The sequence below is a fragment of the uncultured Lactobacillus sp. genome, assembly GCF_948948975.1.
Classification (GTDB): domain Bacteria; phylum Bacillota; class Bacilli; order Lactobacillales; family Lactobacillaceae; genus Lactobacillus.
In genome coordinates this window covers 16,576-39,228 of the sequence record NZ_CARBVX010000018.1, presented here as the reverse complement: position 1 = coordinate 39,228, position 22,653 = coordinate 16,576, and the positions used below count along the sequence as shown (strand labels likewise).

Genomic DNA, 22,653 nt, shown 5'->3' with positions numbered 1-22,653 from the left:
CATCTCCTAAATAACATACGTTAAAGAAAAAGCTAGGTGAGAGTCACCTAGCTTTTTCTTTAATTTTGTAAACGATCAGTATTAATGGAGAAACTTAAACGAGATAAAGTTAATTCACGTTTTACTAAATTACCAACCGTTTTATGCGTAAGGGCAAGAACCTTTTGCGCATTAGCTGCATTAGCTTTAGTTAAATATTGAATTAGCTTTTGTCCACTTAATTTTTCAGCTTCTAAATCAGTTTGATGAACTAAGTGATTTGTAAGCTGATCAGCAGTAGGCAAAAATCCATCTAATCCATTTAATAGAGATTTCATTTCGTTATAACTTGGTTGAATTAAAGCAGCAACAGTTCTTGAGAGCCAGTATGCTTCATTTGAATCATATGCATCAGTAGTATTCTCATATTCAGGAGCCGTACCATTTGCATTAGCATAGAATGGAACATAAGGATTAAAGGCTGTTGGAGCAAAATTAAGCCATGCAATACCAGCCATTCCAGCTGGAACATTATTTCTAATTTCGAGAATATGTGATTCAGCACATCTTGCCATGGAAATTGGACGGAACTTAGTTCTGTCATCTTTTGGTGTATTATCAGCTAATGGATCATAGATTGTTTCATTGTAATGAGAACTAAGGATATAGCCCACATCTTCACGTTTTAATTTTCGATCGGGTTTAAAACTGAAATCTAAATCGTTGCTAGTAGGTGAGAAAGCAAGGTGACCTAAATAACGTTGTCCAAACCAGACACGTGGAGTGTTATAACAACGATCCCGTGAATTCGACGTACCAAAAATATGACGGAAATTAAATTCATTAGGATCAGGATTAAGATGATTTTCTTCTACGAATTCTCTGATACCTGGAGCCCACATGAAACGACTACTGTCATCAAAATCAATATCCTGTAAAGAAACTTGATTAGCAATTACGGCAGCTTTATCATCATCAAGTTTCTCAGCAACCCAATAATGACCAGTCGGAATTTCCATATACCAAACTTCATCTTTATCGCTAAATGCAATCCCATTTCCTTCGTGAGAACCATATTTTTCAATTAATTTTCCTAAGTATTGGACACCATCACGAGCAGAATGAATAAAAGGTAATACGATGCTTAAAAGGGCATCTTCACCAATTCCGTTGCTTACTAGTGGATCTAATCCTAATACTTGGGGATTCCCATATAAGCTTTCGGTAGCACTCATAGCAACATTTTCACTGTTGATTCCACATTCACCGAATTGACCGTGAATTTTATAATCAACGAAAGGAGCCATTTGGTAACGAAGTGCATTTTCCGGTAGAGGAATATCTAATCCTGTTACATATGAATGAAAAGTTTGCTTTTCTGATTTAGCAGGAACAACTACAAACTTTACTGGTACATTACATACTTCAGCATCACAATTTCTTGCAATAATCGTAGAACCAGCAATATTGGCTTTTTTACCAACCAAAACAGTGGTACATGCCATATATAATCGTCCTTTCTAAAGAAATAACTCTCTTTAAATTGGGTTCATTGCGTTCCAGTATGGAAGCATTACTGGTTCTTTTTCATAAGCAGCAAGTTGTTCGTCAGTTAAGTACTTCTTGTTGACAACAGTTTCGTATGTATATTGTTCCATCCAATCGTTGCCCATAATGAAGTAACCTTTGTGACCAACCTTTGGGCCCCAAGAGTTTTGAATCTTCCATCTAATTGGCTTGTCATCACGAATATCAACACCTGAAATAAGCATTGCGTGTGTTGGCAAACTTTCACGGTATTCAAATCTCTTAGTCTTGTCAGTACCTAACTTAATACCAAATGAACGATCCCAGTCAAAGACTTTTTCAGTTAAAAGACCTGCTTGTGGTGCCCATTCTTGAAGAACATCACAGCCAAACCATACAGGCTCATCATCTTTCAATTGTTCAATAGCGGTCTTCTCCATATCCTTCATTGTAACGTTGAAGTAACGACTTGGTTGACCACCAACCATGTTGCCAGAAATTTCAACACCAAATGGAGTGTTGTATGGATACTTTTCACCTGGTAAGTTCATGAGCTCAACGTAGTCGTCAAAGTTAATGTTGACGAACTTCTTGAAGAATTCTAATGGAGTAACTTGACCAGTAGTGTGATATTCGTTGTTTTCGTCACGGTATTCATAAGTGAATTTCTCTGGAGGAGTACCTAAAGAAATAGCTAAGATACGGTAGTTTTCTGCATTCATTTGACGAAGTACACTCTTCATCTTTTCATCAGATGCATCGCTATTAGCTAAATCACGTAACTTCAAAGCGTCCTTTTGTAACTTTCTATCATACATGCGGTTTAATTCTTGAGAGTTAGCACTAACTGCATCTTCTGGCATAGCTTCCATTGGAACAATGCCGTACTTTTCGATTAAGTCTACTAGTAATTGCCAGTCACCACCATCTTGTTGTGGAGTAGTAAGTAACCAGTTAACTAGACGATCAGATAATGGACGATCAGCTGTGTTAATAATGTTTTGGTAGAAATAGTTACCTTTTTCTAGCTTGTCGTAGAAGTAAACGTAGCTAGGTGACAATTCCATGTCCTTAATGTGGTGATCTTTTTCAATGTGGTAACGAATGAAGTTTAAACCTGAGAAGTCCCAGCAACGACCAGATTGTTTTTGGTTTAAAACTTTATTTGAATCAACATCAATTGAGAATACAAATGGGTGAGAGTTAATTTCACTTTGATTTGTAATTGACTTTTTAATACCATTCTTCATTACGGCATTTTGAGTATTACGATACTTTGCTGTATCTAAAAATTCTGATCTAACTTGTTTTAAATCTTCATTATCAATTTGTACCATAATTAATCTCTTTTCTTTAAAATCGATAATCTATTTAACTTTCATCAGTTGAAAGCTCGTTGTTTTCATCTGCTTTAACGATATCAACAGAAATTTGTTCATTTGGTTTATATGGACGCTTAATTGGCATACCCATTGGGTTTTGATCTTTAGACATAACAGTTGTTGGGACGTTTGATAAAGCTTTACCTGGCTTTTTAAGTCCTTCAATTTCCCAAGTGAATGGGGCAAACTTGTTATTTGGATTTACCCAATCAGGATGCTTCTTAGAAAGTTGATATAAAACAAAACAAACTATCAAAACAACAGCAACTAAGGCCAAAATAACAGAAACATAAACTATTGGTGAACCGACTTCTGCTTTAACTTGTGCTGGTGGATAGATAGCAAGAACAATTCCGAAAACAGATGAAATTATACCTACTCCTCCAACAAGCCAAGCTCCAAATTTACCACCTGGTACTTTAAATGAACGAGGACGGTTAGGTTGGTCATAACGTAAACGTAGGAAAGCAGTAAACATTAAAATGTAGTAAAACATATATAAGACAGTAATTGTTTGAGTTAATAAGATAACAAATCCTTCAACATTAGGAATCAATTTTACTAAGTAAGCAACAACCGTCATTCCTGCAATTTGCGTATACATTAAGTGTGCCGGCATATTGTGTTTATTGTTCTTTTGGAACCAATGTGGCAAGAAACCACTTCCTCCGACTTGACCTAACATAAATGATGGACCCGCCATATTGGTTACAACCATAGCAATTGTGTTGAAAAGTAGAGCCCAAACAAGAACCATGTACAACCAAGGCATTCCAATTGTTGATCCTAAAATCCTGAATACAGAGTAGAGAGTGTATAAAACATTAATTTGTTTTTCAGGAATAATCATAGCAATGATTACAGTACCAACAACAAAGATTAAGAAAGCAAGAATAATTGAAATAAACATTGCTTTTGTGAAATCTTTTTCAGGATGTTTTAGTTGTTTAATATGAGCTGCATTAGTATCAATACCTGTGTATGAGAAGAATACACCAGCAGCTAGAGCTAACGTACTCATTCCATTCCACTTAGGAATTAATCCTTTAGGTGTCATTGGAATAACAGGTTGATGCCCTTGAGCTACCCACACAATAGCTAAAATAACCATAACCGCTAAAGGAATTAGACTTCCGATAATAACACCGTATTTAGCGATGTTGGAGAAAGCCTTAACACCTTTAGTAGCTAAATAAGTAAGGACCCAGTATAAAATGATCCAACCTGTCATAATCAACAATTCATGTTGTGGTGCTTGAGCAAACTTAACAGCTGCATCATAGTTAGGTGTATAAAACATGATTGTTGCTGTAAAACTTGGCATCCCCATCCCAAAGTTCAAAATCAATTGAAACCATAGGATAAGTAAACAGGTTAGTCCCCAGCCTTTACCTAAACCTTCACCAACCCAGCGGAAAATTCCTCCGCGGTTACTCCAACCAGAAGCTAATTCAGCTGCAACTAAAGCAGTTGGGATAAAGAAACAAATAGCTCCGATAGCAAAGTACGTTACTGATGCAAGTCCATAGAATGATTGCTGAACATCATTTGCTATTCCAGCAACTATGGAAACATTCATCATTGTTAGGGCAAGGACAGATATATAGGTCTTTTTCTGTTGAGTTTTATTGTCTTCCATGAAAATACCCACTCCTTCTAAAAGGCAAAAGAAACTAACTAAAAAGATGGTTGGCTTGTGAATCTGTTTTATTAGCAACATCTGTTATTGATAATAAAGAGTGCTAGTAAAAGTTAGTAGTTCACATGAGTTTTCATCAAAATAGAAAGTTAGTAAAAATAAATAGATATTTATATAACGACTTGCAAGTTTGAATAATAATTATCTATTCGCCTACTAGATTAGGAGTTAAAAATAAAAAAAGCAAATAAAAACAATCGTGATAAATAGGCTTTTGTACAAAAGATGCATTATATTAACTAATATCGAATAAAATAACTCAAAAGAAGATTGATAAAATAATAAATCGAAAAAAACACTTAAAAAATATATTCTTTTAGGAATAATTATTATTTTGTAAGTAAATGAATTATTTTTTGGATTCGATTTCTTTTATTTGCTTTTAAAAAGGACAATCGTTATGGTTGAGATGAGAGTTAATGTTTTAGAAGTATAATAAACAGTTTTAAAGGTGGTAAGTACTATGGTTAAAAAAACTGTTCCTAAAAAGTTAACTTTTATGTCAATTTACTTTTTAGGAATTAATGGAATTATAGGATCAGGAGCATTTTTACTTCCGCAATCTATTTATAAAGATATGGATCTATTGAGTGTAGTCGTCTTACTTTCTGCTGCATTAACGGTAGGATTAATAGCATTATGTTATGCGGATTTGGCCAGTCGTTTTACTGGTTCTGGAGCTGCATGGCTATATTCTTACAATGCATTTGGCAGGTTTGCAGGATATGAACTTGGTGTATTTACATGGTTTTTAGGCTGCTGTACTTATGCTGCTGAAGTAGTAGCATTTTTAACAACACTTAAAAGTTTTGTGCCTGCTTTCAATCAGAGTTCAGTCTATTTTGCTGTTGGGATAGGGTTAGTTTTATTGTTCTCAATTATTAATTTCTTTGGTCGTGCCTTAGTTAAAATAATTGATAATACTTCGTCTATTGCTAAGCTATCAACTATTATTTTGTTTATTATTGTTGGTATGTTCTTTATGCATATTGCAAACTTTCATCCTGTTTTACCAGCTGCAGCTGCAAAGGGCGTAGGACCATTTTTCCATCACTTTGGTGCAGCCTTCAGTGTTGTATTTTATTTGTTTAGTGGTTTCTCATTTATTCCAATTGCTGCTTCTCAAATGAAAGATCCAGCTAAAAACATTCCACGGGCTTTAGTTGCTGTTATGGTTACGGTAACTATTCTTTACACGTTGATGGTATTAATTGCCATTGGTATTTTGGGTCACAAGATGTCTTGGTACACAATTCCAATTGCGAATGCCTTTAAGTCTGCTGTTGGAGAATGGGGTTATGTGATCATCATCATTGGAGTTTTGTTAAGTATTTTCGGTGTGGCATTTACTTGCTCATTTAATACACCAGCTTTGATTGCTTCTTTAGCTCTAGAACACCAATTATTACCAAATTGGGTAGGAAAAAAGAACAAATTTGATGCTCCATGGGTTGGTATTATTTTGACAGCTGCTGTAACCTTACTTTTAATTACTCAATCATACTTATTCTTAGTTGGATGTATTGTTTTAGCTTCATTTGTTCAATATGTACCATCTATTTTTGCGGTTATTAAATTTAAGCATACTGGCCAATATCCAAATCATGGCTTTAAGCTTCCAGGTGGCTACACAATTCCAATTTTAGCTTTATTAGTAGCTTGCTATTTAATCTTTAACTTTACTTGGGAAACTATTTTACTCTCAATAGTTGTAGCTGCTGTAACAGCTATTCTATACCTATTTTTAGGAAAGAAGAGATTGGCTAAGATGGGTGGAATTCCAACTGCAGTTAGAGAGAAAAAGAATCATTCTAATACTGTTGAAAAGAAAAATTAATTGATTTAATTACAGTTTATTTAGAATAAGTTAATTTGTATTAAATAAAAACAGCATTTCTCAATAGGCACGAGAAATGCTGTTTTTATGTTATTTAGCAAGATTTTTTACAACATTAAAATTAAATAGAATCAAGTTTAAGACAACAATGCCTGCTGTCACAATAAAGACCATACTATAACTTGAAATTCCGGCAATGAAAGATCCGAGGAGTGGTCCCACGATATTTCCAATATACATTGCACTTTGATTCCATGAAAAGACGCGACCAGTTACAGCAGCGGGTGAATTTTTGGTTAATAAAGTTTGCACTTGCGGGAAGAGGCATGCGTCGGTAAAGCCAACTAAAAAGCGTAAAATACCTAATTGCACTGTATTGTGAACAAAAGCAGTTAAAAAGAATAAAATTGTCGCACCAATAAAGCCACCAATAATAATCTTGTGGGTTCCAATTTTATCTCCCAAAGCTCCAAAACGGGAAGCAGCTAAAAACGTTGCAATTCCTGGTAAAGCCGCAATAACTCCAGAAACAAAAACAACGTTTCCGTGTCCATTCATCAATTGTTTAACATATAAAGAAACAATTGGATTAATTGAATTATTGGCTGCTTGGATAATTAAAGTGGTTAACAGTAAACCAAATATCAGGGTTGGAGATCGTAGAGTAGCAATAACGCCGCTGGCTTTATCTAATTTCTTTTCTGTAATCGGCTTAAATCCTTCTTCATGAACAAAGAAAAGTGAGAGAAGGAAGGATATTAATAATAAGCCCCCTGTAATAAAGAAGGTAACACGGTAACTAAATGCAGAAGCAAGTGCTCCGCCTAAGAAAGGGCCAAGTAAGTTTCCGGCCGTAAAAGAAGAGGCCATTGTTCCTAACGCCTGACCAGATTTTTCTTTAGGTGTTTCTGTAGCGATTAAAGCATTTGAATTTGAAACAAATCCTGCAAAAACACCCTGCAACATTCTTAAGAAAAATAGTTGCCAGACATTAGTAACTAATCCCATACTGCCAAGGACAAGGGCCATCCCAAGGGAAGCCCTGAGAATCATTAGTTTTCTACCTTTTTTATCTGCTAACTTACCCCACCATGGTGAAATAATAGCTGAGACGAAGTATACCCCAGAAAAAATAAATCCCGACCAAAAGTTTAGCTGTTGGTGAGTAAAATGTCCTAAGGTATCGATATATAGAGGCAAGAAGGGCATGATCTCTGAAAATGCAATTCCTGCGATAAATACGGCGATAGAGAGAACATAAAGATTCTTTTTCCAAATTGGCTTATCTGATTTTTTTGACATTGTTATCCTTTAATTTTAAAATCTATTTTTCTTTAAATCTGCTTTTCTAAGTTGATTGAGATTTTTTCAAGCTTGGCTAGAGTATCAGGATCGACTTTTCCAACTAGTTGATTTACTTCTTCAAAGGCTTCATTCACTTGGTTAAGAACTTCAACGCCAGCTGGGAGTAAGAATAGTTGTTTTTTTAGTCCATTGTTTGGATCTGCTCGTCGATCAATCATCTTTCTTTTTTCCAGTAATTTAACTACATTAGTAAAACTAGCCGGTTGATAAAAAAGATAGTCGGCAACTTCTTTTTGAATGCATCCTGGATGCTTTTGAATGTATCTTAAGACATGTGCATGAGTCATTCTTAAATTAATAGACGCGAGTCGTTGATTAATTAGTAGATTTTCTAATTTACCAATATGGTAGAGTAAATTAGCTAGTGGTCTTTTTCGCATAACTTTATCTTTCTAAGTTGTAATTACAACTAATTCTTTAAATAAGTATACTGCAACTAATTGTAATTACAACTGATTTTTAGTTTGAAGGATTAGTAATTTTAGAAAAATCATATTTACGGTACTTTAAAGCTATTTTTTTATCTTTAAACATTGCACTATGAATATCACCAGAAGAATAAGCTAAATAAAGGCAATCGTTTCCCTTAAAAGTTCCGGTAATATAGATGATATCGACAGTATCTAAAAAGCCACGTGCTCGTAACCACTCAGAACCATTTTTATTTTCAAAAGAAATCATTGTTGCATCGCCAGCGTAAATTTTATTATTTTTTTCTGATCGATGGTTTAAGTTTAGATTAGGATCTGTTTTTTGATAAACAACTGAATCCGTAATCGTATGTTCAGTAATTTTAAATTTTCGAGCAGTTTTACTATAGCGATCAGTTTGATACCAGGTTCCTTGAAAGGCAACAGGAATCGTAGCTAGTTTAAAACCCGGATATTTTTTATTTAGGTTTGGTTTAGAGGAGATCTTAGTTGTGTTCTTTGAAGTAGAAGTTGAAGAGGTTGAGATAGAAGATTTAGATTGAGTATCTTTAGTAGTATTACTGCAGGCAGTAAGTATAAGCATAGACAATAAAATGAGAACTACTTTTTTCATAGGTATTGAATCCTTGTAATAGAAATTTCGTTAAGTATACCATAAGTACATAGAAAAAATTTTATGAGAATAACAAAAAACAGACGTTCTGGGGGATTAGAAGTCTGCTTTTTTAATGTCGTATGTTATTTTGGGAGAATAAGTAAGGTGTAGAAGTTCCCTTACTTGTTAAATAGAATACCCTTCCTTTTTTAAATAAGATTTGGTATTAGATTTAAAATTTGCAAAGAATTTCTTTAAAAAGTTTAAAGACACAAATATAATTAAAATAAAAGCGTTTGCGAGAGGAAAAATCATGAAAAAAGAACAAGAAATTCAAATGTTAAAAGAATTTTCAGATGCAAATTCTACATCTGGCTTCGAAGAAGAATTTGTAAAATTATTTTCTACTTATGCTAAAAATACGGCTGATATTACGGTAGATGGGATGCTCAATGTATATGCAGCTAAGAAGGAAAACAAAGGTAATCGGCCTGTTATTCAAATGGATGCTCACTCTGATGCAGTTGGTTTTATTACCCAGGCAGTTCGTCCGAATGGATTAATTAAATTTGTTCCACTTGGAGGTTGGGTAAAGTATAATATTCCGGCTTTAAGAGTGAAAATTCGTAATCGTGATGGTGAATATATTCCTGGCGTAGTGGCTACAAAGCCTCCGCACTTTATGACTGCCGCTGAAAGAAATTCAATTCCGGAAGTTGCAGATATGTCTATTGATGTAGGTTCATCAAGCAGGGAAGAAACTATTAAAGATTATAAAATTGACACTGGTTGTCCAATTTTTGTTGATGTAAAATGCGAATACCATGAAAGATCCGGTCTATTCTTCGGTAAAGACTTTGATGATCGCTTTGGTGCAGGAGCCATGGTAGACATCTTAGATAATTTGAAGGGTGAAGAGACTAATTTTGATGTAGTAGCTGCCTTATCTAGTCAAGAAGAAGTAGGACTTCGCGGTGCATATGTCACTGGACGAAAAATTAAGCCTGATTTATGTATTGTTTTGGAAAGTTGTCCAGCTGATGATACTTTTGAGCCAGAATGGTTATCTCAAACAGGCTTAAACCGTGGTCCAATGCTTAGAGATATGGATACTACATTTTTACCAAATCCTAAGTTTCAACAGTATGCGTGTGATATAGCTGATAAAAATAATATTCCATATACTCGCTCTGTTAGAACTGGTGGCGGCCAAGATGGGGCAGCAATTTATTATGAATATGGAGCTCCAACAATTGTTATTGGAATTCCAGTTCGTTATGAGCACTCCCCATATTGTTTCTCAGCATATAAAGACTTTAAGGCTTCAGTTGATTTAGCAACTGCAATTATTCGCGATATGACACAAGAAAAGCTAGATAGTTTTAAGGTGATCTAATGGATTGGAAAGTATTTTTCAAAAAAATGGCAATTTTTAGCTGGTGCATGGCTATTATTAGTATTTTGATTTATATTGTTCGTTATACCGCAAGTGAAATTGGCAATCTTTTTATGTGGGATCAGCCATTTATTTGGGAGTTGATTTTAGGACTTATTTTTTGTCTCTTAGCAGTTTTTTGGCCTAAGAAAAGTAAATAGAATATAAATCATAGATATGAACCCCGGAAGTCAGATAAGAATTTCGGGGTTCATATCGTTTATAATAAAAAGCATCTATATAGAAGGTTAGCTATGCATCTTTTAGAAATTAAAAATTTAAATTATTCAGTTGATGGAAATACTATTCTAAAAAATATTAATCTAAGTATAAATTCAGGAGACTTTTTAACGATTGTAGGGCCCTCGGGTGCAGGGAAAAGTACACTTTTAAAAATTATTGCCAGCTTACTTACACCTACATCTGGTTCAATTGAATATGAGGGAAAAGATATTAGTCAATATTCTCCGCTTGAATATCGTCGGCAAGTTTCCTATTGCTTTCAGCAACCGTCTCTTTTTGGAAAAACGGTAAGAGATAATCTGATTTTTCCTTACCAAATTCGAAGGGAGGAAGTCAATGAAGAGCATCTAAATGAATTATTAGATAAAGTAAGTCTAAATCAAACTTTTTTAAAGAAAAATATTAATTCTTTATCTGGTGGAGAAAAGCAACGAGTTGCCTTAATTCGAAATTTAGTCTTTTTACCACAAATTTTATTATTGGATGAAGTAACTACAGGACTTGATGAGAATAGTAAAGAAATTGTTCATCATTTATTTGATGATGTGCGCAAGAAGCATGTTACGATCTTACAAGTAACTCATGATAAAAGTGAAATTGAAAAAGCCAATAAAATTTTTGAAGTGAAGAAGGCATTCCTCAATGAAAAACGTAGTTGTCAGTAACTGGTCCCTAGTCTTTGCATTCTTATTAGTCTTAGTATCAATTGGAATTTCCGTTAAAGAAAAGCTTGGCCTTACTAAAGATATTTTGATTAGTGTTGTGCGAGCCATTATTCAGCTAGTCATTATTGGATATATTTTAAAAGTAATTTTCAATGTAAATACTTTTTGGCTAACCTTTGTTTCTACACTTGTCATTATTTTTAATGCTTCATGGAATGCGAATGGTAGAGATCCAAATACTAATCGAAAATTATGGAATTCAATTATAGCTGAGGCCGTAGGAACCTACATTACATTAGCTGTATTACTTCTTTCTGGCGTCATTAAACCAATACCCATGCAAGTAATTCCAATTACAGGGATGATTGCAGGTAATGAAATGGTTGCAATAGGTCTTTGCTATAAATCTTTAAACGAAAGTTTTCATGATTTAAGACAGCCCGTTTTAGAAAAGTTAGCTTTAGGTAGTGATATTAAAACGGCATCGATGCCAATTATTCGGCGTAGTATTAAGACTGCTATGCAGCCAACGATTGATTCAGCTAAAACAGTAGGTTTAGTTAATTTGCCAGGGATGATGTCAGGATTGATCTTTGCCGGAGTAAACCCAATTTATGCAATTAAGTATCAGATTATGGTAACTTTTATGCTTCTATCTGCTACAAGTTTAGGAGCGATTATTTCTGTTTATCTTGCCTATAAGAATTATTTTAATGATCAAATGCAATTAATGCTCTAACAAAAAGCCTGTTCCGATATTATTTCAGAACAGGCTTTTTGAATTATATGAAGTCAAAGATTCAATATTTTTATGTTAATTACTCAACTCTAGCGATTTCATCATGAACTTTAATATTATGAGAACCTAAACTTGGTTCTTGACCATGAAGATTAAATTTAACATTAACCCCTGGTCTAAACAAAAGAACATGTGTTGAGCCACCAAAGTGGAAAATGCCTAATTGATCACCTTTGTTAATATGCTGACCAACTTTAACAGTAATTTCGTTGCCCGAAACTTCCGCCATACCTACAGCTACAAAACACATTAAGCCAATCTTAGGATTGTCTGCCTTAATGAAGATGACTGCACGTGATGCAGTTTCGGTAATATAAGCTTGAGAATCATTAGGAGCAGCTGGATCAGGACCATTAGGATTTTCAAATCCTTGTGGCAAAGTTTCAGAGTAGTAAGAACCATATAAGTTATAAGCCTTAACTACTGTCCCACTTACTGGACTGTTCCATCTATGATAACTTAATGCACTAAGGAATGCTTGGTAAAGAGTACCACCAACAAATTCTGATGTTAATGGATCATTATGGAGTAGGTCAATTAATGAATATGGTTGTCCTTTAATCCAGAATTTAGCCTTTAAAGGTAAGTTATGGGCGATTCGATATGGTGCTGATTCACAAGCATTAGCAATTGAATCAGGATCGTCGGCATTAACAACTGGACGAACACCTGGATTAAAGGTTCTGGTAAAGAAGTGATCCCATGAGGTAAAGCCATATTGTTGATCAATATTATCATTAGGACAAGCAAAAATATCATGGAAGTTTTTACCATAAGCTGCGTCACACATACTCTTTAAAGCTTCATCTCCAAGCCAACCTTCTTTAGAGCGATTTAGCACATAGGTAGAATCAGGTGATTGTAAGAATTTGCCCCAATAATCTAAGATATCACGGAGTTTTTGGTTAACGCGTGGATCCATAAAAGCTACATAGCCAGCTTTTGTTGCCATTGGATAATCTAGAATAGCATTAATTGGAAAACCAACTAATCCAGTAGTATTAAATTCTGGAGCACGGTGCATAACCCGATTAATAACGCGAAGCATTTGATGATAGTTGTGAACAGCAGGAGTATTCATTGGAGTTTTAATATATTTTACTGGAACCTCTTCAAACATCATATGGAATAAATTCCAAAGATAGCGGTCAGATTCAATCAAATCTTTTAGAGCTTGAACAGGTGGTAAAAGAGTTTGGTCTTGTTCAGCTTCGGCTTCTTTCAATACTTTCTTTAACCAAGTATTGTAAAATTCTTGGTCACTAGGTAACCATTGTCCAACATTAAATTTTACATCTTTTTTCATTTTTAACACTCTTTTTAATATTAATAACTATAATGAAATCTTTTTTGTAATAAGAAGATAAATAGAGACAACTGCTAAAACACAAATAATAATAGCTAATGCCAACTCCCATTTGTTAAATAAAGGAGTATCATCTTTGTCATATTCTTTTCTTGCAAAGTAGTAGAATATAATACCTACAGCGTAAATAATAGTTGAAATTAATAAGTAGTTAAGCCCAGCTGCATATAAAAGCCATAAGCAATAAATAGTGGATAAAATTCCTATGAATAGGCTCTTATTACGCTTGTGAGAATCATTAGCAAAAATTTCTCGTTTTTGTGCAATTTTCCAAAGATACATTGAACTTAATAGATAACAGGGTAAAATTATTACTCCAGTAATATCAATACATGCAAGATACACGTTATTGGCTGTTACCACTAAGATCATAAATAAGGACATTAAAATACTTGAAATATACAAAGATATGCTAGGTACTTTTTTCTTATTTTCATGAGCAAAGAATTTTGGCAAAACATGTCCCTTTGCGGCTGCATATGGAAGTTGTGCCATCATAACAGTCCAAGCAACCCATGATCCACCAACAGAAATAATCACAGATATAGTTACAAAGTCTAAAAACCAAGGACCAAGTAAATTTTTCATTAGGTAAGCTGTTGATGGGTCAGTTAATTTAGAAAGAGTTGGTTGGTGATAAATCCCATAAGCAACAATACTAATTAGAACATAAGCTATAAGTGAGGTTAAATATCCTAGTACTGTGGCTTTACCAACGTCTTTTGGATTTTTAGCATGGTTAGAAATAACTACGGCACCTTCAATACCGATAAAGCACCATAAAGTTACAAGCATTGGAGCCTTAATTTGTGAAATAAAGTTTCCTAGGTGCAATCCTTGTCCCCAGAATCCCCAGAAAAATGTAGGAAAACGGAAGAAAATTAACATACAAATTAAGATAATAGCCAAGCTAATGAACTTGATAATAACGGTAATAGTATTAAGAAAGGCTGCTTCTTTAACACCATTAAGAACCAAAAAGTTATAAATCCAAATTAAAACAATCCCAAATACAACTGTTGGCCATTGGTGCTTTAATAAAATTGGAAAGTAACGCCCAAATGAGTCATTAAGCATAACTGCATAAGCAACATTTCCCGTAATTGCTTCAATCCAATAGCCCCATGCTGAATTAAAACCAACATATTTACCAAATCCAGCTCGTGCGTAGGAATAAATACCAATACTCAACTCTGGTCTTTCTTCAGCAAGAATTTTAAAAGTAAAAGCAAGTCCAAACATACCAATACCGGTTAAAACCCAAGCTATGAGAACAGCACCCAGAGAGGATGAAGCGGCCATATTTTGAGGAATATCAAAAATTCCGCCACCAATCATAGCGCCGACTACCATAGCTATTAGACCAAAGAGACCAATTTTATGACTTTTAGCTTTAGTCATTTTGAGATCTTCTTTCTTTTAATTAAAACAATAACTTATTTAACACGTGCTATTTCTTCGCGAACTTTAATGTTTGAACTACCTAAACCAGGTTCTTGATCATGCAAATTAAATTCAACCTTTGTTTCTGGTCTAAACAAAAGAACGTGAGTTGAACCGCCAAAGTGGAACATCCCTAGTTGATCACCTTTATTAACATGCTGACCAACTCTAACAGTAATTTCATCACTTGAAACTTCAGACATACCAACAGCAACAAAACACATTAAACCGATCTTAGGGTTATCGGCTTTAATGAAGATAACAGCACGAGTGGCAGTAGCAGTTAAAAATGCTTGAGAGTCATTTGCTGCAACTGGGTCAGCACCACGTTCATTTGCAAAACCTTGATATAGACTTTCCGAGTAATATGATCCTGGTAAATTATAAGCTTTTACGATAGTGCCACTAACGGGACTGTTCCACCTGTGGTAACTTAAGGCACTTAAGAAGGCTTGATATAATGTTCCGCCTTCAAATTTTGATGTCCAGGGATCATTATGTAATAGATCCATTAGAGAATAAGGTTGTCCTTTAATCCAGAATTTTGCTTTCATTGGTAAATCATGTGCAATTCTAAATGGAGCTGATTCACAGGCATTAGCAATAGAATCAGGATCATCAGGATCTTGAACAGGACGAATACCAGGATTAAATAAACGAGTAAAGAAGTTGTCCCAAGAGGTAAAACCTAGATGCTTTTCCCGATCTTCAGAAGCGCATTTGAAAATAGTCGTAAATTTGTCACCATCAGCTACTTTGGCCATTTCATTTAATGCATAGTCGCTTAACCAACCATTTTTAGATGTGTTAAGAACATATGTTGAATCTGGCGTTTGTAGAAATTTACCCCAATAATTCAAAATATCTCTAAGCTTTTCATTGATTTTTGGATTCATAAAGAATACATAACCTGCTTTAGTGGCCATAGGATAGTCTAAAATTGCATTAATTGGTGTACCGACTAATCCAGTTGTGTTGAATTCGGGAGCTCTTTGAATAATTCGGTTGAGCATTAATAACATTTGTTTATAATTTCGAACTTGTGGAGTTCCCATTGGAGTATCAACATACTTTTCAGGAATTTCATCAAACATCATCTGTGTAACATTGTATAAATACCGATCAGATTCAATTAAATTCTTTAAAGCTTGAACTGGAGGAAGTAATTTTTGATTTTCTTCGCTTTCCGCTTCTTTTAAAACCTTTTTTAGCCATTTATTGTAGAATTCTTGATCACTAGGTAACCATTGACCGACATTATATTGAATATTCTTTTTCATAATTTCTACCTCAATATTTATGAAAAACAGTTAATAATATATAAAAGTGCACTTTCATGTTAAAAATAACACTAAGAAGAGAAATCGATCAAATATCTAGTACTTTTATTCCAATATCATATATAAGTAATAATAAAAAACAGCTGACTCTGATACAATCTCACTAAAATGGGCGAATTGAAGTTTGAAAAAGCGATATGATTATTTTAAGGAATAGCTACGTTTTCAGAATTACAGAATAGAAAGAAACAAGGAATAAATTATGAAGCGTATCTTAGATATTAATCAATTTTTACATGGCGGTGATTATAATCCAGAACAATGGTGGGATGAGCCCGATGTAATTAATCAAGATTTTGCTCTCTTTAAGCAGGCTAAAATTAATGCCGTGACTGTTGGGATTTTTTTCTTGGGCCAAATTAGAGCCGCAAGAAGGAATTTATGATTTTTCTTGGTTAGATAAGATTTTTGATCGAGTAGAGAAAGTGAATGGTCATGTGATCTTAGCTATGCCAAGTGGAGCACGACCGGCCTGGCTTGCTCAAAAATATCCAGAAGTTCTTAGAACAGATAACCTGGGAAATAAACGTGGTTTTGGCGGACGACACAACCATTGTTTAACTTCACCTATTTATCGAAAAAAAGTTTGTGAGATTAATACAAAACTAGCAGAACATTTTGGTCAAAGGAAAAGTTTAGTGCTTTGGTATATCTCTAATGAATATTCAGGTGAATGCTACTGCGATTTATGTAAAGATGCTTTTAGAAAATGGCTAAAGGATAAGTATGGCGATATAGCTACTTTAAATCATGCCTGGTGGAATACTTTTTGGAGTCATACTTATAATGACTGGAGTCAAGTTAATCCGCCTAGTCCTTTAAGTGAAATGGGTAATAAAGGGATGAACTTAGACTGGAAAAGGTTTATTACTGACCAGACAATTTCATTTATTGATAATGAAACAGCACCCTTAAAAAAGATCACTCCTAATATTCCTGTAACTACGAATATGATGGCTGGAAATCCGTGGATGGATCCATTTGCTGGTTTTGATTATCAAAAAATGGCGCATCATTTAGATTTTATCTCTTGAGATTCTTATCCTGCTTGGGGTAACGACAGTGAAAGTACTGAAGAACTTGGACGAAATGTTGGATTAATTCATGATTTCTTTAGAAGTCTGAAGCATCAGAATTTTTTAGTAATGGAGAATACTCCGTCACGTGTTAATTGGCATAACTTTGATCGCGCAAAAAGACCTGGAATGCATGAATTGGCTAGTCTGCAAGATATTGCGCATGGTAGCCAAGGAGTATTGTACTTCTAACTTAGAGTTTCACGGTGAGAATAAAAAGATCTGGCAAACAATTCAAAAGCATTATAGCTATTTTTATGACCATGATATTCCGGTTGATTTTGTTAGTCCTGAAGATGATTTTTCAAAATATGACTTACTGATTGATCTATTGCGCTTTTTAATGGGTAAGTCTTACCTAGAAAAAATAAATAACTATGTTAAGAATGGTGGGCAGATAGTCGGCATTTATATTAGCGGAGTTGTTGATGAAACTGATCTTGCCTATATGAATGAATGGCCAAAAGAATTACAAGAAATTTACGGACTTGAGCCTCTTGAAACTGATGTTTTAGATCCTGGACAATCGAATTTAATTAATTTTGAAGGAAAAGAATATCCGGTGCATGATTATTGCGAAACGCTAATTAACTGCACGGGAAAAGTTTTATGAGAAAATAGCTAGTGAATTCGTTCCTGAAATTCCAATTACAAAATTTAACAGTAGAGTGTCAATTCAAATACGTGAAAATAAATCAGAAAAATATTGGTTGGTTCAGAATTTTTCTGATAAAGAAGAAAAAATTGAATTGAGTTGTGAATTAGTTAATTTACTTGAAGATGGGAAAGATAAGGGAATAGTTGGCTTAAAGCCATTTGAGAGTAAAGCTTATAAATTATGTAGATAAATATTAAAGTAAGCATTCAGAATCAAAACGAATGCTTATTTTTACGTAAAGAACTATACCAATTTGACTACTTATTATAAATAGGTATAGAATAGACCTTTTTGTGTATATAAAACACATAATACAGAAAGGATAGTTTTTAATGAATAATTCAACAACAGAGAAGACTTTCTTTGGACAACCTCGTGGCTTGTCCACCTTGTTCTTCACTGAAATGTGGGAGAGATTTAGTTACTATGGTATGCGTGCTATTTTACTCTTCTACATGTATTATGCCGTAGAACGTGGCGGATTAGGGATGAATGAAACTACTGCTGCTTCAATTATGTCTATCTACGGTTCACTTGTTTATCTTTCTACGGTAGCTGGTGGATGGCTAGCAGACAGAATTTGGGGAGCACGTAGTACTGTCTTCTTTGGTGGTGTCCTTATTATGATTGGACACATTATCTTAGCCCTACCAATGGCAGAGGTAGGTTTATATATTTCGATCGCCTTCATTGTGGTAGGTACAGGTTTACTTAAGCCTAATGTTTCTGATATGGTTGGTGGCCTATACTCATTAGATGATCGAAGACGTGATGCTGGTTTCAGTATCTTTGTTTTTGGTATTAACTTAGGATCAGCGCTTGCTCCATGGTTAGTGCCTTGGGCAAGTGAAGGTTTTGGCCTTAATTTATTTGGAAATCATTTTAATTTCCATGCTGGTTTTTCTTTAGCAGCAGTTGGAATGTTCTTTGGGTTAGTACAGTATGTTTGGGGCGGTAGAAAGTATCTCTCTGAGGATGGGATGCATCCAACAGATCCAATCGATCCCGAAACTCGTAATAAGATCTTAAAGAGAATCGGTTTAGGAATTTTAGCTTTAGCAGTAGTATTAGGTTTAATGGCTGCTTTTGGTCAATTAAATATTGATAATATCATTACTTTAATTACCGTTGTTGCTATTGCCTTACCAATTTATTACTTTGTTTTAATGCTTAGAAGCCCGAAAGTTACTAAGGAAGAACGTTCAAGGGTATGGGCTTACATTCCATTATTTATTGCAGCTTCTATTTTCTGGGGAATTGAAGAATCCGGTTCTGTTGTTTTAGCACTATTTGCTGCTCAAAGAACAGTACTTCACATCGGAGGATGGCACTTTACTGCAGTTAACTTCCAGACTTTGAACCCAGTATTTATCATGATTTTAACTCCATTCTTTGTATGGTTATGGGATAACTGGAAGAAACAACCAAGTGCTGCAGGTAAATTTGCTGCTGGTTTGGTCTTTGCTGGTCTTTCATATATGTGGATGGCACTTCCAGGAATGCTTTATGGAACAAACGGACGAGTTAGTCCATTTTGGTTAGTTGGTTCTTGGTTTATTGTTGAAATTGCCGAGATGCTTATTTCTCCAATTGGCTTATCTGTAACTACTCGTTTAGCACCAAAAGCTTTCCGTTCACAGATGATGAGTCTTTGGTTCTTAGCAGATGCCACTGGCCAAGCTATTAACTCTCAAATTGTTAAATACTACTCAAGTAAAACTGAAGTAGCATACTTTTTAGCAGTTGGAATTGTTAGTGTTCTATTCGGTGTAGTGATGTTTTTCTTTACTAAGAAAATTCATAATTTAATGGCAGATGCTGAATAAAACAAACATAATTTAATATTTAAATAAGGAAAGATTTGATGGATAATTCGAATCTTTCCTTATTTTTTATGAAATCATTAGCTCACACTTTCGAAAATGCGTTTTAGTAAAATTTTTGCGCCTAAGGTAATACAATTAAGAATGAATAAGAAAGGTTATTTAAATGAAAGTGTGATATATAATGATTGAAAGTAATCACAGTGCATGTACATCAATTCTAATTGGGAAAAATGCTACTACAGATGGCAGCATTATCATTGGACGTAATGAAGATGATAAGCCAAACTGTGCTAAGCATTTAGCTTTTCATGAAGAAAAAGATATTCCTAATAATCACTTTAAGTCTAACTTGAATAAGTTTGAAATGGATTTACCAACTCATAGATATGCTTATTCTTCAACTCCAAATTGGAGTGACAAGAAAGGGGTTTATGAGGAATCCGGAATTAACCAATTTGGGGTAGCAATGAGTGCTACTGAAACAACCTATGCTAATGACCAAGTTCAATCTTTTGATCCATTCAAGAAGACCGGTATCATTGAAGAAGCAATGGTAACTTGTATCTTGCCTTATGTAAAGACAGCACGTGAAGCTATTGCTCGCTTTGCTAAGATTATTAAAGATCATACTGCAGGTGAATCAGATGGTATTTTGTTTGCCGATCCTAAAGAAGCTTGGTACTTCGAAATTGGTACTGCTCACTACTGGGTAGCACAACGTATTCCAGATGATTGCTATGCTGTAGCTGCTAATGAATTAGCCATTCAAGAAATTGATTTTAATGATTCTGATAACTTCATTACTGCTCCTGGTTTACAAAAATTTGTTGAAGAGCATAACTTATGGCCGAATAATAAGCCATTTAATTGGCGTCGTATTTTTGGTACACATAATTTGTTAGATTTAACTTATAATACTGCTCGTGTTTGGACTGGTCAAAGAATCTTAAGTCCTTCTATTAAGCAAGAGCCAAGCAGCTTTGATATTCCATTTATTCAAAAAGCAGACCACCCAATTTCAATTACTGATGCTCAAAGAGTATTAAGAGATCACTATGATGGAACTAAATATGATGTAGCAAATCCTGTTAATAAAGATACAGCCGTATATCGTCCAATTAGTGTTGACTTTACTGAGGAGTCACACTTACTGCAACTTAAAGGTAAGGATTGGATTCACTGGTTATCACTAGGCATTACTTGTCAAAATGTGTATGTTCCTTTCTACCCACAAGGTAGCGTAGTGCCAAGCTTCTATAGACACGGCAAAGATAAGTATGCTTCAAACTCAGCATATTGGATCTACAAGGAAGCACAAGTCTTAGCTGATCGTTCATGGAAAGACTATGGTTTGCAATTGTATCAAGCTAGAAATGCTACACAACAAAAATTAAGTCAAATGCGTATTGAATATGATGCCAAAGTTGATAAAGAAAAGGATCCTGCAAAGAAGTTAGACTTAATCAACAAGGCAAACAAAGACTTAGCTCATACAGCAGTTAAGGATTATCAAGAATTAATTGGTAAGTTAATTACAAAGCAAATAAAGAAATCACCATTGCACTTTAGAAGAGACCCAGACTTATAATCTAGGATTGTAAATCATAAAAAAACGAGTAGAATAAGTTCTGAAGAAATAATTGAATGACAGAGAGCATTCGTTTTGGAGGAATTTAATATGGATACACTGGTTAAGCACAGACATACTCTAAGCAAAAATCAGAAGTGGGTTATTGCATCTACTTCGTCAGGTTTTGCGCTTGAGAATATGGATGTGCTTTTTTTATCGTTTGCAATGAGTTCGATGATTGCTGATCTCCACTTGTCAGGTGGAGAGGCTGGTTTTATTTCAACGATTACTAATTTAGGAATGTTAGTTGGTGGAATTGCCTTTGGAATTTTAGGTGATAAGATTGGTCGAGTTAAAACCTTTAGCCATACAGTAATTATTTTTGCAATTGCAACAGCTTTGATGGCATTTGCCAATAATATTTATCTTATCTATGCACTTCGTTTTTTAGCAGGAATTGGAGCAGGTGGAGAATATGGTGTCGGAATTGCTTTAATTGCTGAAAACTTTCGCAAAGAACAAATTGGTAAAATGACCTCAGTAGCAGCGATTGGTGGTCAAATTGGAGCAATTTTAGCGGCTTTAATTGCAGCTTGGATTATTCCAGCAGCAGGTTGGCATATGCTATTTTTAATAGGGATTCTTCCAGTAATTTTAACCATTTTCATTAGAAAACATGTCCATGAAAGTGAGCAATTTATTAAGGCTCAAGCTAGTGAAAGTAATTCCTTATTATCGGATGTGGCTAAAAAAATGTTTTCAACACCACATCTTGCTTGGCAAACAGTGGGTTTAATGATTATGATGACAGTTCAAATTGCTGGATACTTTGGTTTAATGAACTGGCTTCCTACAATTGTACAAAAGCAATTGAATTTAAATGTTTCGAATTCTAGTCTTTGGATGATTTCTACGATTATTGGAATGAGCATTGGTATGATGACATTTGGTTCAATTTTTGACTACTTTGGTCCTAGAAGAGCCTTTGCAATTTTCTTGATTGGTTCAGCTTTAATGGTTTATACATTAAGTTTGGCCCAAAATATGGCCATGCTTTTGATTATTGGAGCTGTAGTTGGCTTTTTCTCAAATGGGATGTTTGGTGGCTATGGTGCTGTAATCAGTAGATTATATCCAACAGAAATTCGCTCGAGTGCCAATAATATTATTGTTAATGTCGGCAGAGCAATCGGTGGATTTTCATCAGTAGTAATAGGTATTTTAATGGATAAGTATAACTTAGGCGTAGTAATGGGCTTTTTATCAGCTTTATACCTACTTAGCTTTGCTGTGATGATTACTTTACCAGGCTTAAAAACATTAACGAAAGAAGCTAAAAGGAACTAAATATAGCTTTTAGCGATAGGAAACTAGTAAGAATAAATATTTTTCAATTGATAATTGTCCTTGTATACTG

At 34.5% G+C, this 22,653-nt stretch carries 20 protein-coding genes and 1 pseudogene; 12 read left to right on the top strand and 9 right to left on the bottom strand.

Annotation, left to right across the window (positions count from 1 at the left end):
* Positions 1 to 59: 59 nt before the first annotated feature.
* The 3 genes from Q9R40_RS07625 to Q9R40_RS07615 are packed head-to-tail and all read right to left on the bottom strand — an operon-like array spanning position 60 to position 4,527.
* The gene (locus tag Q9R40_RS07625) at positions 60 to 1,484 is read right to left on the bottom strand and encodes a C69 family dipeptidase (RefSeq protein ID WP_304677120.1); all 1,425 of its coding nucleotides are present in this window, start codon (positions 1,482 to 1,484) and stop codon (positions 60 to 62) included.
* A gap of 33 nt (positions 1,485 to 1,517) precedes the next feature.
* Positions 1,518 to 2,843 (bottom strand): C1 family peptidase, encoded by a 1,326-nt coding sequence (locus tag Q9R40_RS07620; RefSeq protein WP_094498110.1) that lies wholly within the window; start codon positions 2,841 to 2,843, stop codon positions 1,518 to 1,520.
* A 34-nt stretch (positions 2,844 to 2,877) separates the two neighbouring features.
* The gene (locus Q9R40_RS07615; protein WP_297938056.1) at positions 2,878 to 4,527 is read right to left on the bottom strand and encodes an amino acid permease; all 1,650 of its coding nucleotides are present in this window, start codon (positions 4,525 to 4,527) and stop codon (positions 2,878 to 2,880) included.
* 523 nt (positions 4,528 to 5,050) lie between these two features.
* Between Q9R40_RS07615 and Q9R40_RS07610 the strand changes: the two genes are divergently transcribed.
* Positions 5,051 to 6,424 (top strand): APC family permease, encoded by a 1,374-nt coding sequence (locus Q9R40_RS07610; RefSeq protein WP_297938053.1) that lies wholly within the window; start codon positions 5,051 to 5,053, stop codon positions 6,422 to 6,424.
* Positions 6,425 to 6,514: 90 nt separating this feature from the next.
* On the opposite strand, the gene Q9R40_RS07605 is transcribed toward Q9R40_RS07610, so the two are convergent.
* The 3 genes from Q9R40_RS07605 to Q9R40_RS07595 form a co-directional block, all read right to left on the bottom strand.
* Positions 6,515 to 7,726 (bottom strand): MFS transporter, encoded by a 1,212-nt coding sequence (locus tag Q9R40_RS07605; protein ID WP_304677116.1) that lies wholly within the window; start codon positions 7,724 to 7,726, stop codon positions 6,515 to 6,517.
* A gap of 32 nt (positions 7,727 to 7,758) precedes the next feature.
* A complete protein-coding gene (locus Q9R40_RS07600; protein ID WP_297938047.1) occupies positions 7,759 to 8,169 on the bottom strand; it encodes a MarR family winged helix-turn-helix transcriptional regulator in 411 nt (136 codons plus the stop codon).
* 79 nt (positions 8,170 to 8,248) lie between these two features.
* Positions 8,249 to 8,833: a hypothetical protein gene (locus Q9R40_RS07595; protein WP_304677114.1), complete on the bottom strand. Its 585-nt coding sequence runs from the start codon at positions 8,831 to 8,833 to the stop codon at positions 8,249 to 8,251.
* A gap of 295 nt (positions 8,834 to 9,128) precedes the next feature.
* On the opposite strand from Q9R40_RS07595, the gene Q9R40_RS07590 reads away from it, so the two are divergent.
* From Q9R40_RS07590 to fetB, 4 genes are all read left to right on the top strand, one after another.
* On the top strand, positions 9,129 to 10,211 hold the full coding sequence (locus Q9R40_RS07590; RefSeq protein WP_117285686.1) for a M42 family metallopeptidase: 1,083 nt from the start codon (positions 9,129 to 9,131) through the stop codon (positions 10,209 to 10,211).
* On the top strand, positions 10,211 to 10,411 hold the full coding sequence (locus Q9R40_RS07585; protein WP_004896890.1) for a hypothetical protein: 201 nt from the start codon (positions 10,211 to 10,213) through the stop codon (positions 10,409 to 10,411). The genes Q9R40_RS07590 and Q9R40_RS07585 overlap by 1 nt, the downstream gene beginning before the upstream one ends.
* A gap of 93 nt (positions 10,412 to 10,504) precedes the next feature.
* Complete coding sequence (locus Q9R40_RS07580; RefSeq protein ID WP_297938035.1) at positions 10,505 to 11,158, top strand: ATP-binding cassette domain-containing protein; 654 nt, start codon at positions 10,505 to 10,507, stop codon at positions 11,156 to 11,158.
* Positions 11,136 to 11,897, top strand: coding sequence for an iron export ABC transporter permease subunit FetB (gene fetB / locus Q9R40_RS07575; protein WP_135014428.1), 762 nt, complete (start codon positions 11,136 to 11,138; stop codon positions 11,895 to 11,897). Before Q9R40_RS07580 ends, fetB begins: the two co-directional genes overlap by 23 nt.
* A 79-nt stretch (positions 11,898 to 11,976) precedes the next feature.
* Here the strand turns inward: fetB and Q9R40_RS07570 are convergent, their stop codons facing one another.
* From Q9R40_RS07570 to Q9R40_RS07560, 3 genes are read right to left on the bottom strand one after another with little or no spacing between them, the layout of a single operon-like run.
* On the bottom strand, positions 11,977 to 13,263 hold the full coding sequence (locus Q9R40_RS07570) for a phosphatidylserine decarboxylase family protein (protein WP_304677111.1): 1,287 nt from the start codon (positions 13,261 to 13,263) through the stop codon (positions 11,977 to 11,979).
* Between the two features lie 27 nt (positions 13,264 to 13,290).
* Positions 13,291 to 14,724 carry a basic amino acid/polyamine antiporter gene (locus tag Q9R40_RS07565; RefSeq protein ID WP_304677109.1) on the bottom strand — a complete coding sequence of 478 codons (1,434 nt, stop codon included), beginning with the start codon at positions 14,722 to 14,724 and terminating at the stop codon, positions 13,291 to 13,293.
* 35 nt (positions 14,725 to 14,759) lie between these two features.
* Positions 14,760 to 16,046, bottom strand: a complete 1,287-nt coding sequence (locus Q9R40_RS07560) for a phosphatidylserine decarboxylase family protein (RefSeq protein ID WP_011161677.1) — start codon at positions 16,044 to 16,046, stop codon at positions 14,760 to 14,762.
* A 262-nt stretch (positions 16,047 to 16,308) separates the two neighbouring features.
* On the opposite strand from Q9R40_RS07560, the gene Q9R40_RS07555 reads away from it, so the two are divergent.
* The 7 genes and pseudogenes from Q9R40_RS07555 (at position 16,309) to Q9R40_RS07525 (ending at position 22,583) form a co-directional block, all read left to right on the top strand.
* On the top strand, positions 16,309 to 16,491 hold the full coding sequence (locus Q9R40_RS07555; protein ID WP_304677106.1) for a beta-galactosidase: 183 nt from the start codon (positions 16,309 to 16,311) through the stop codon (positions 16,489 to 16,491).
* Positions 16,442 to 17,374, top strand: a pseudogene (locus tag Q9R40_RS07550) (beta-galactosidase). Before Q9R40_RS07555 ends, Q9R40_RS07550 begins: the two are co-directional and overlap by 50 nt.
* Positions 17,346 to 17,795 (top strand): beta-galactosidase trimerization domain-containing protein, encoded by a 450-nt coding sequence (locus Q9R40_RS07545; RefSeq protein WP_297938028.1) that lies wholly within the window; start codon positions 17,346 to 17,348, stop codon positions 17,793 to 17,795. Before Q9R40_RS07550 ends, Q9R40_RS07545 begins: the two are co-directional and overlap by 29 nt.
* Before the next feature lie 55 nt (positions 17,796 to 17,850).
* On the top strand, positions 17,851 to 18,030 hold the full coding sequence (locus tag Q9R40_RS07540) for a Beta-galactosidase C-terminal domain (protein WP_297938025.1): 180 nt from the start codon (positions 17,851 to 17,853) through the stop codon (positions 18,028 to 18,030).
* Positions 18,031 to 18,172: 142 nt separating this feature from the next.
* Complete coding sequence (locus Q9R40_RS07535; RefSeq protein WP_304677104.1) at positions 18,173 to 19,666, top strand: peptide MFS transporter; 1,494 nt, start codon at positions 18,173 to 18,175, stop codon at positions 19,664 to 19,666.
* Between the two features lie 181 nt (positions 19,667 to 19,847).
* A complete protein-coding gene (locus Q9R40_RS07530) occupies positions 19,848 to 21,254 on the top strand; it encodes a C69 family dipeptidase (protein WP_011161691.1) in 1,407 nt (468 codons plus the stop codon).
* 90 nt (positions 21,255 to 21,344) lie between these two features.
* On the top strand, positions 21,345 to 22,583 hold the full coding sequence (locus Q9R40_RS07525; protein ID WP_304677101.1) for an MFS transporter: 1,239 nt from the start codon (positions 21,345 to 21,347) through the stop codon (positions 22,581 to 22,583).
* Positions 22,584 to 22,653: the final 70 nt, after the last annotated feature.

Bases quoted from the DNA above. Each gene is read 5' to 3' on its own strand.
- Q9R40_RS07625 (WP_304677120.1), bottom strand. From the start codon at position 1,484: ATGGCATGTACCACTGTTTTGGTTGGTAAAAAAGCCAATATTGCTGGT.
- Q9R40_RS07620 (WP_094498110.1), bottom strand. From the start codon at position 2,843: ATGGTACAAATTGATAATGAAGATTTAAAACAAGTTAGATCAGAATTT.
- Q9R40_RS07615 (WP_297938056.1), bottom strand. From the start codon at position 4,527: ATGGAAGACAATAAAACTCAACAGAAAAAGACCTATATATCTGTCCTT.
- Q9R40_RS07610 (WP_297938053.1), top strand. From the start codon at position 5,051: ATGGTTAAAAAAACTGTTCCTAAAAAGTTAACTTTTATGTCAATTTAC.
- Q9R40_RS07605 (WP_304677116.1), bottom strand. From the start codon at position 7,726: ATGTCAAAAAAATCAGATAAGCCAATTTGGAAAAAGAATCTTTATGTT.
- Q9R40_RS07600 (WP_297938047.1), bottom strand. From the start codon at position 8,169: ATGCGAAAAAGACCACTAGCTAATTTACTCTACCATATTGGTAAATTA.
- Q9R40_RS07595 (WP_304677114.1), bottom strand. From the start codon at position 8,833: ATGAAAAAAGTAGTTCTCATTTTATTGTCTATGCTTATACTTACTGCC.
- Q9R40_RS07590 (WP_117285686.1), top strand. From the start codon at position 9,129: ATGAAAAAAGAACAAGAAATTCAAATGTTAAAAGAATTTTCAGATGCA.
- Q9R40_RS07585 (WP_004896890.1), top strand. From the start codon at position 10,211: ATGGATTGGAAAGTATTTTTCAAAAAAATGGCAATTTTTAGCTGGTGC.
- Q9R40_RS07580 (WP_297938035.1), top strand. From the start codon at position 10,505: ATGCATCTTTTAGAAATTAAAAATTTAAATTATTCAGTTGATGGAAAT.
- fetB (WP_135014428.1), top strand. From the start codon at position 11,136: ATGAAAAACGTAGTTGTCAGTAACTGGTCCCTAGTCTTTGCATTCTTA.
- Q9R40_RS07570 (WP_304677111.1), bottom strand. From the start codon at position 13,263: ATGAAAAAAGATGTAAAATTTAATGTTGGACAATGGTTACCTAGTGAC.
- Q9R40_RS07565 (WP_304677109.1), bottom strand. From the start codon at position 14,724: ATGACTAAAGCTAAAAGTCATAAAATTGGTCTCTTTGGTCTAATAGCT.
- Q9R40_RS07560 (WP_011161677.1), bottom strand. From the start codon at position 16,046: ATGAAAAAGAATATTCAATATAATGTCGGTCAATGGTTACCTAGTGAT.
- Q9R40_RS07555 (WP_304677106.1), top strand. From the start codon at position 16,309: ATGAAGCGTATCTTAGATATTAATCAATTTTTACATGGCGGTGATTAT.
- Q9R40_RS07545 (WP_297938028.1), top strand. From the start codon at position 17,346: ATGGTAGCCAAGGAGTATTGTACTTCTAACTTAGAGTTTCACGGTGAG.
- Q9R40_RS07535 (WP_304677104.1), top strand. From the start codon at position 18,173: ATGAATAATTCAACAACAGAGAAGACTTTCTTTGGACAACCTCGTGGC.
- Q9R40_RS07530 (WP_011161691.1), top strand. From the start codon at position 19,848: ATGATTGAAAGTAATCACAGTGCATGTACATCAATTCTAATTGGGAAA.
- Q9R40_RS07525 (WP_304677101.1), top strand. From the start codon at position 21,345: ATGGATACACTGGTTAAGCACAGACATACTCTAAGCAAAAATCAGAAG.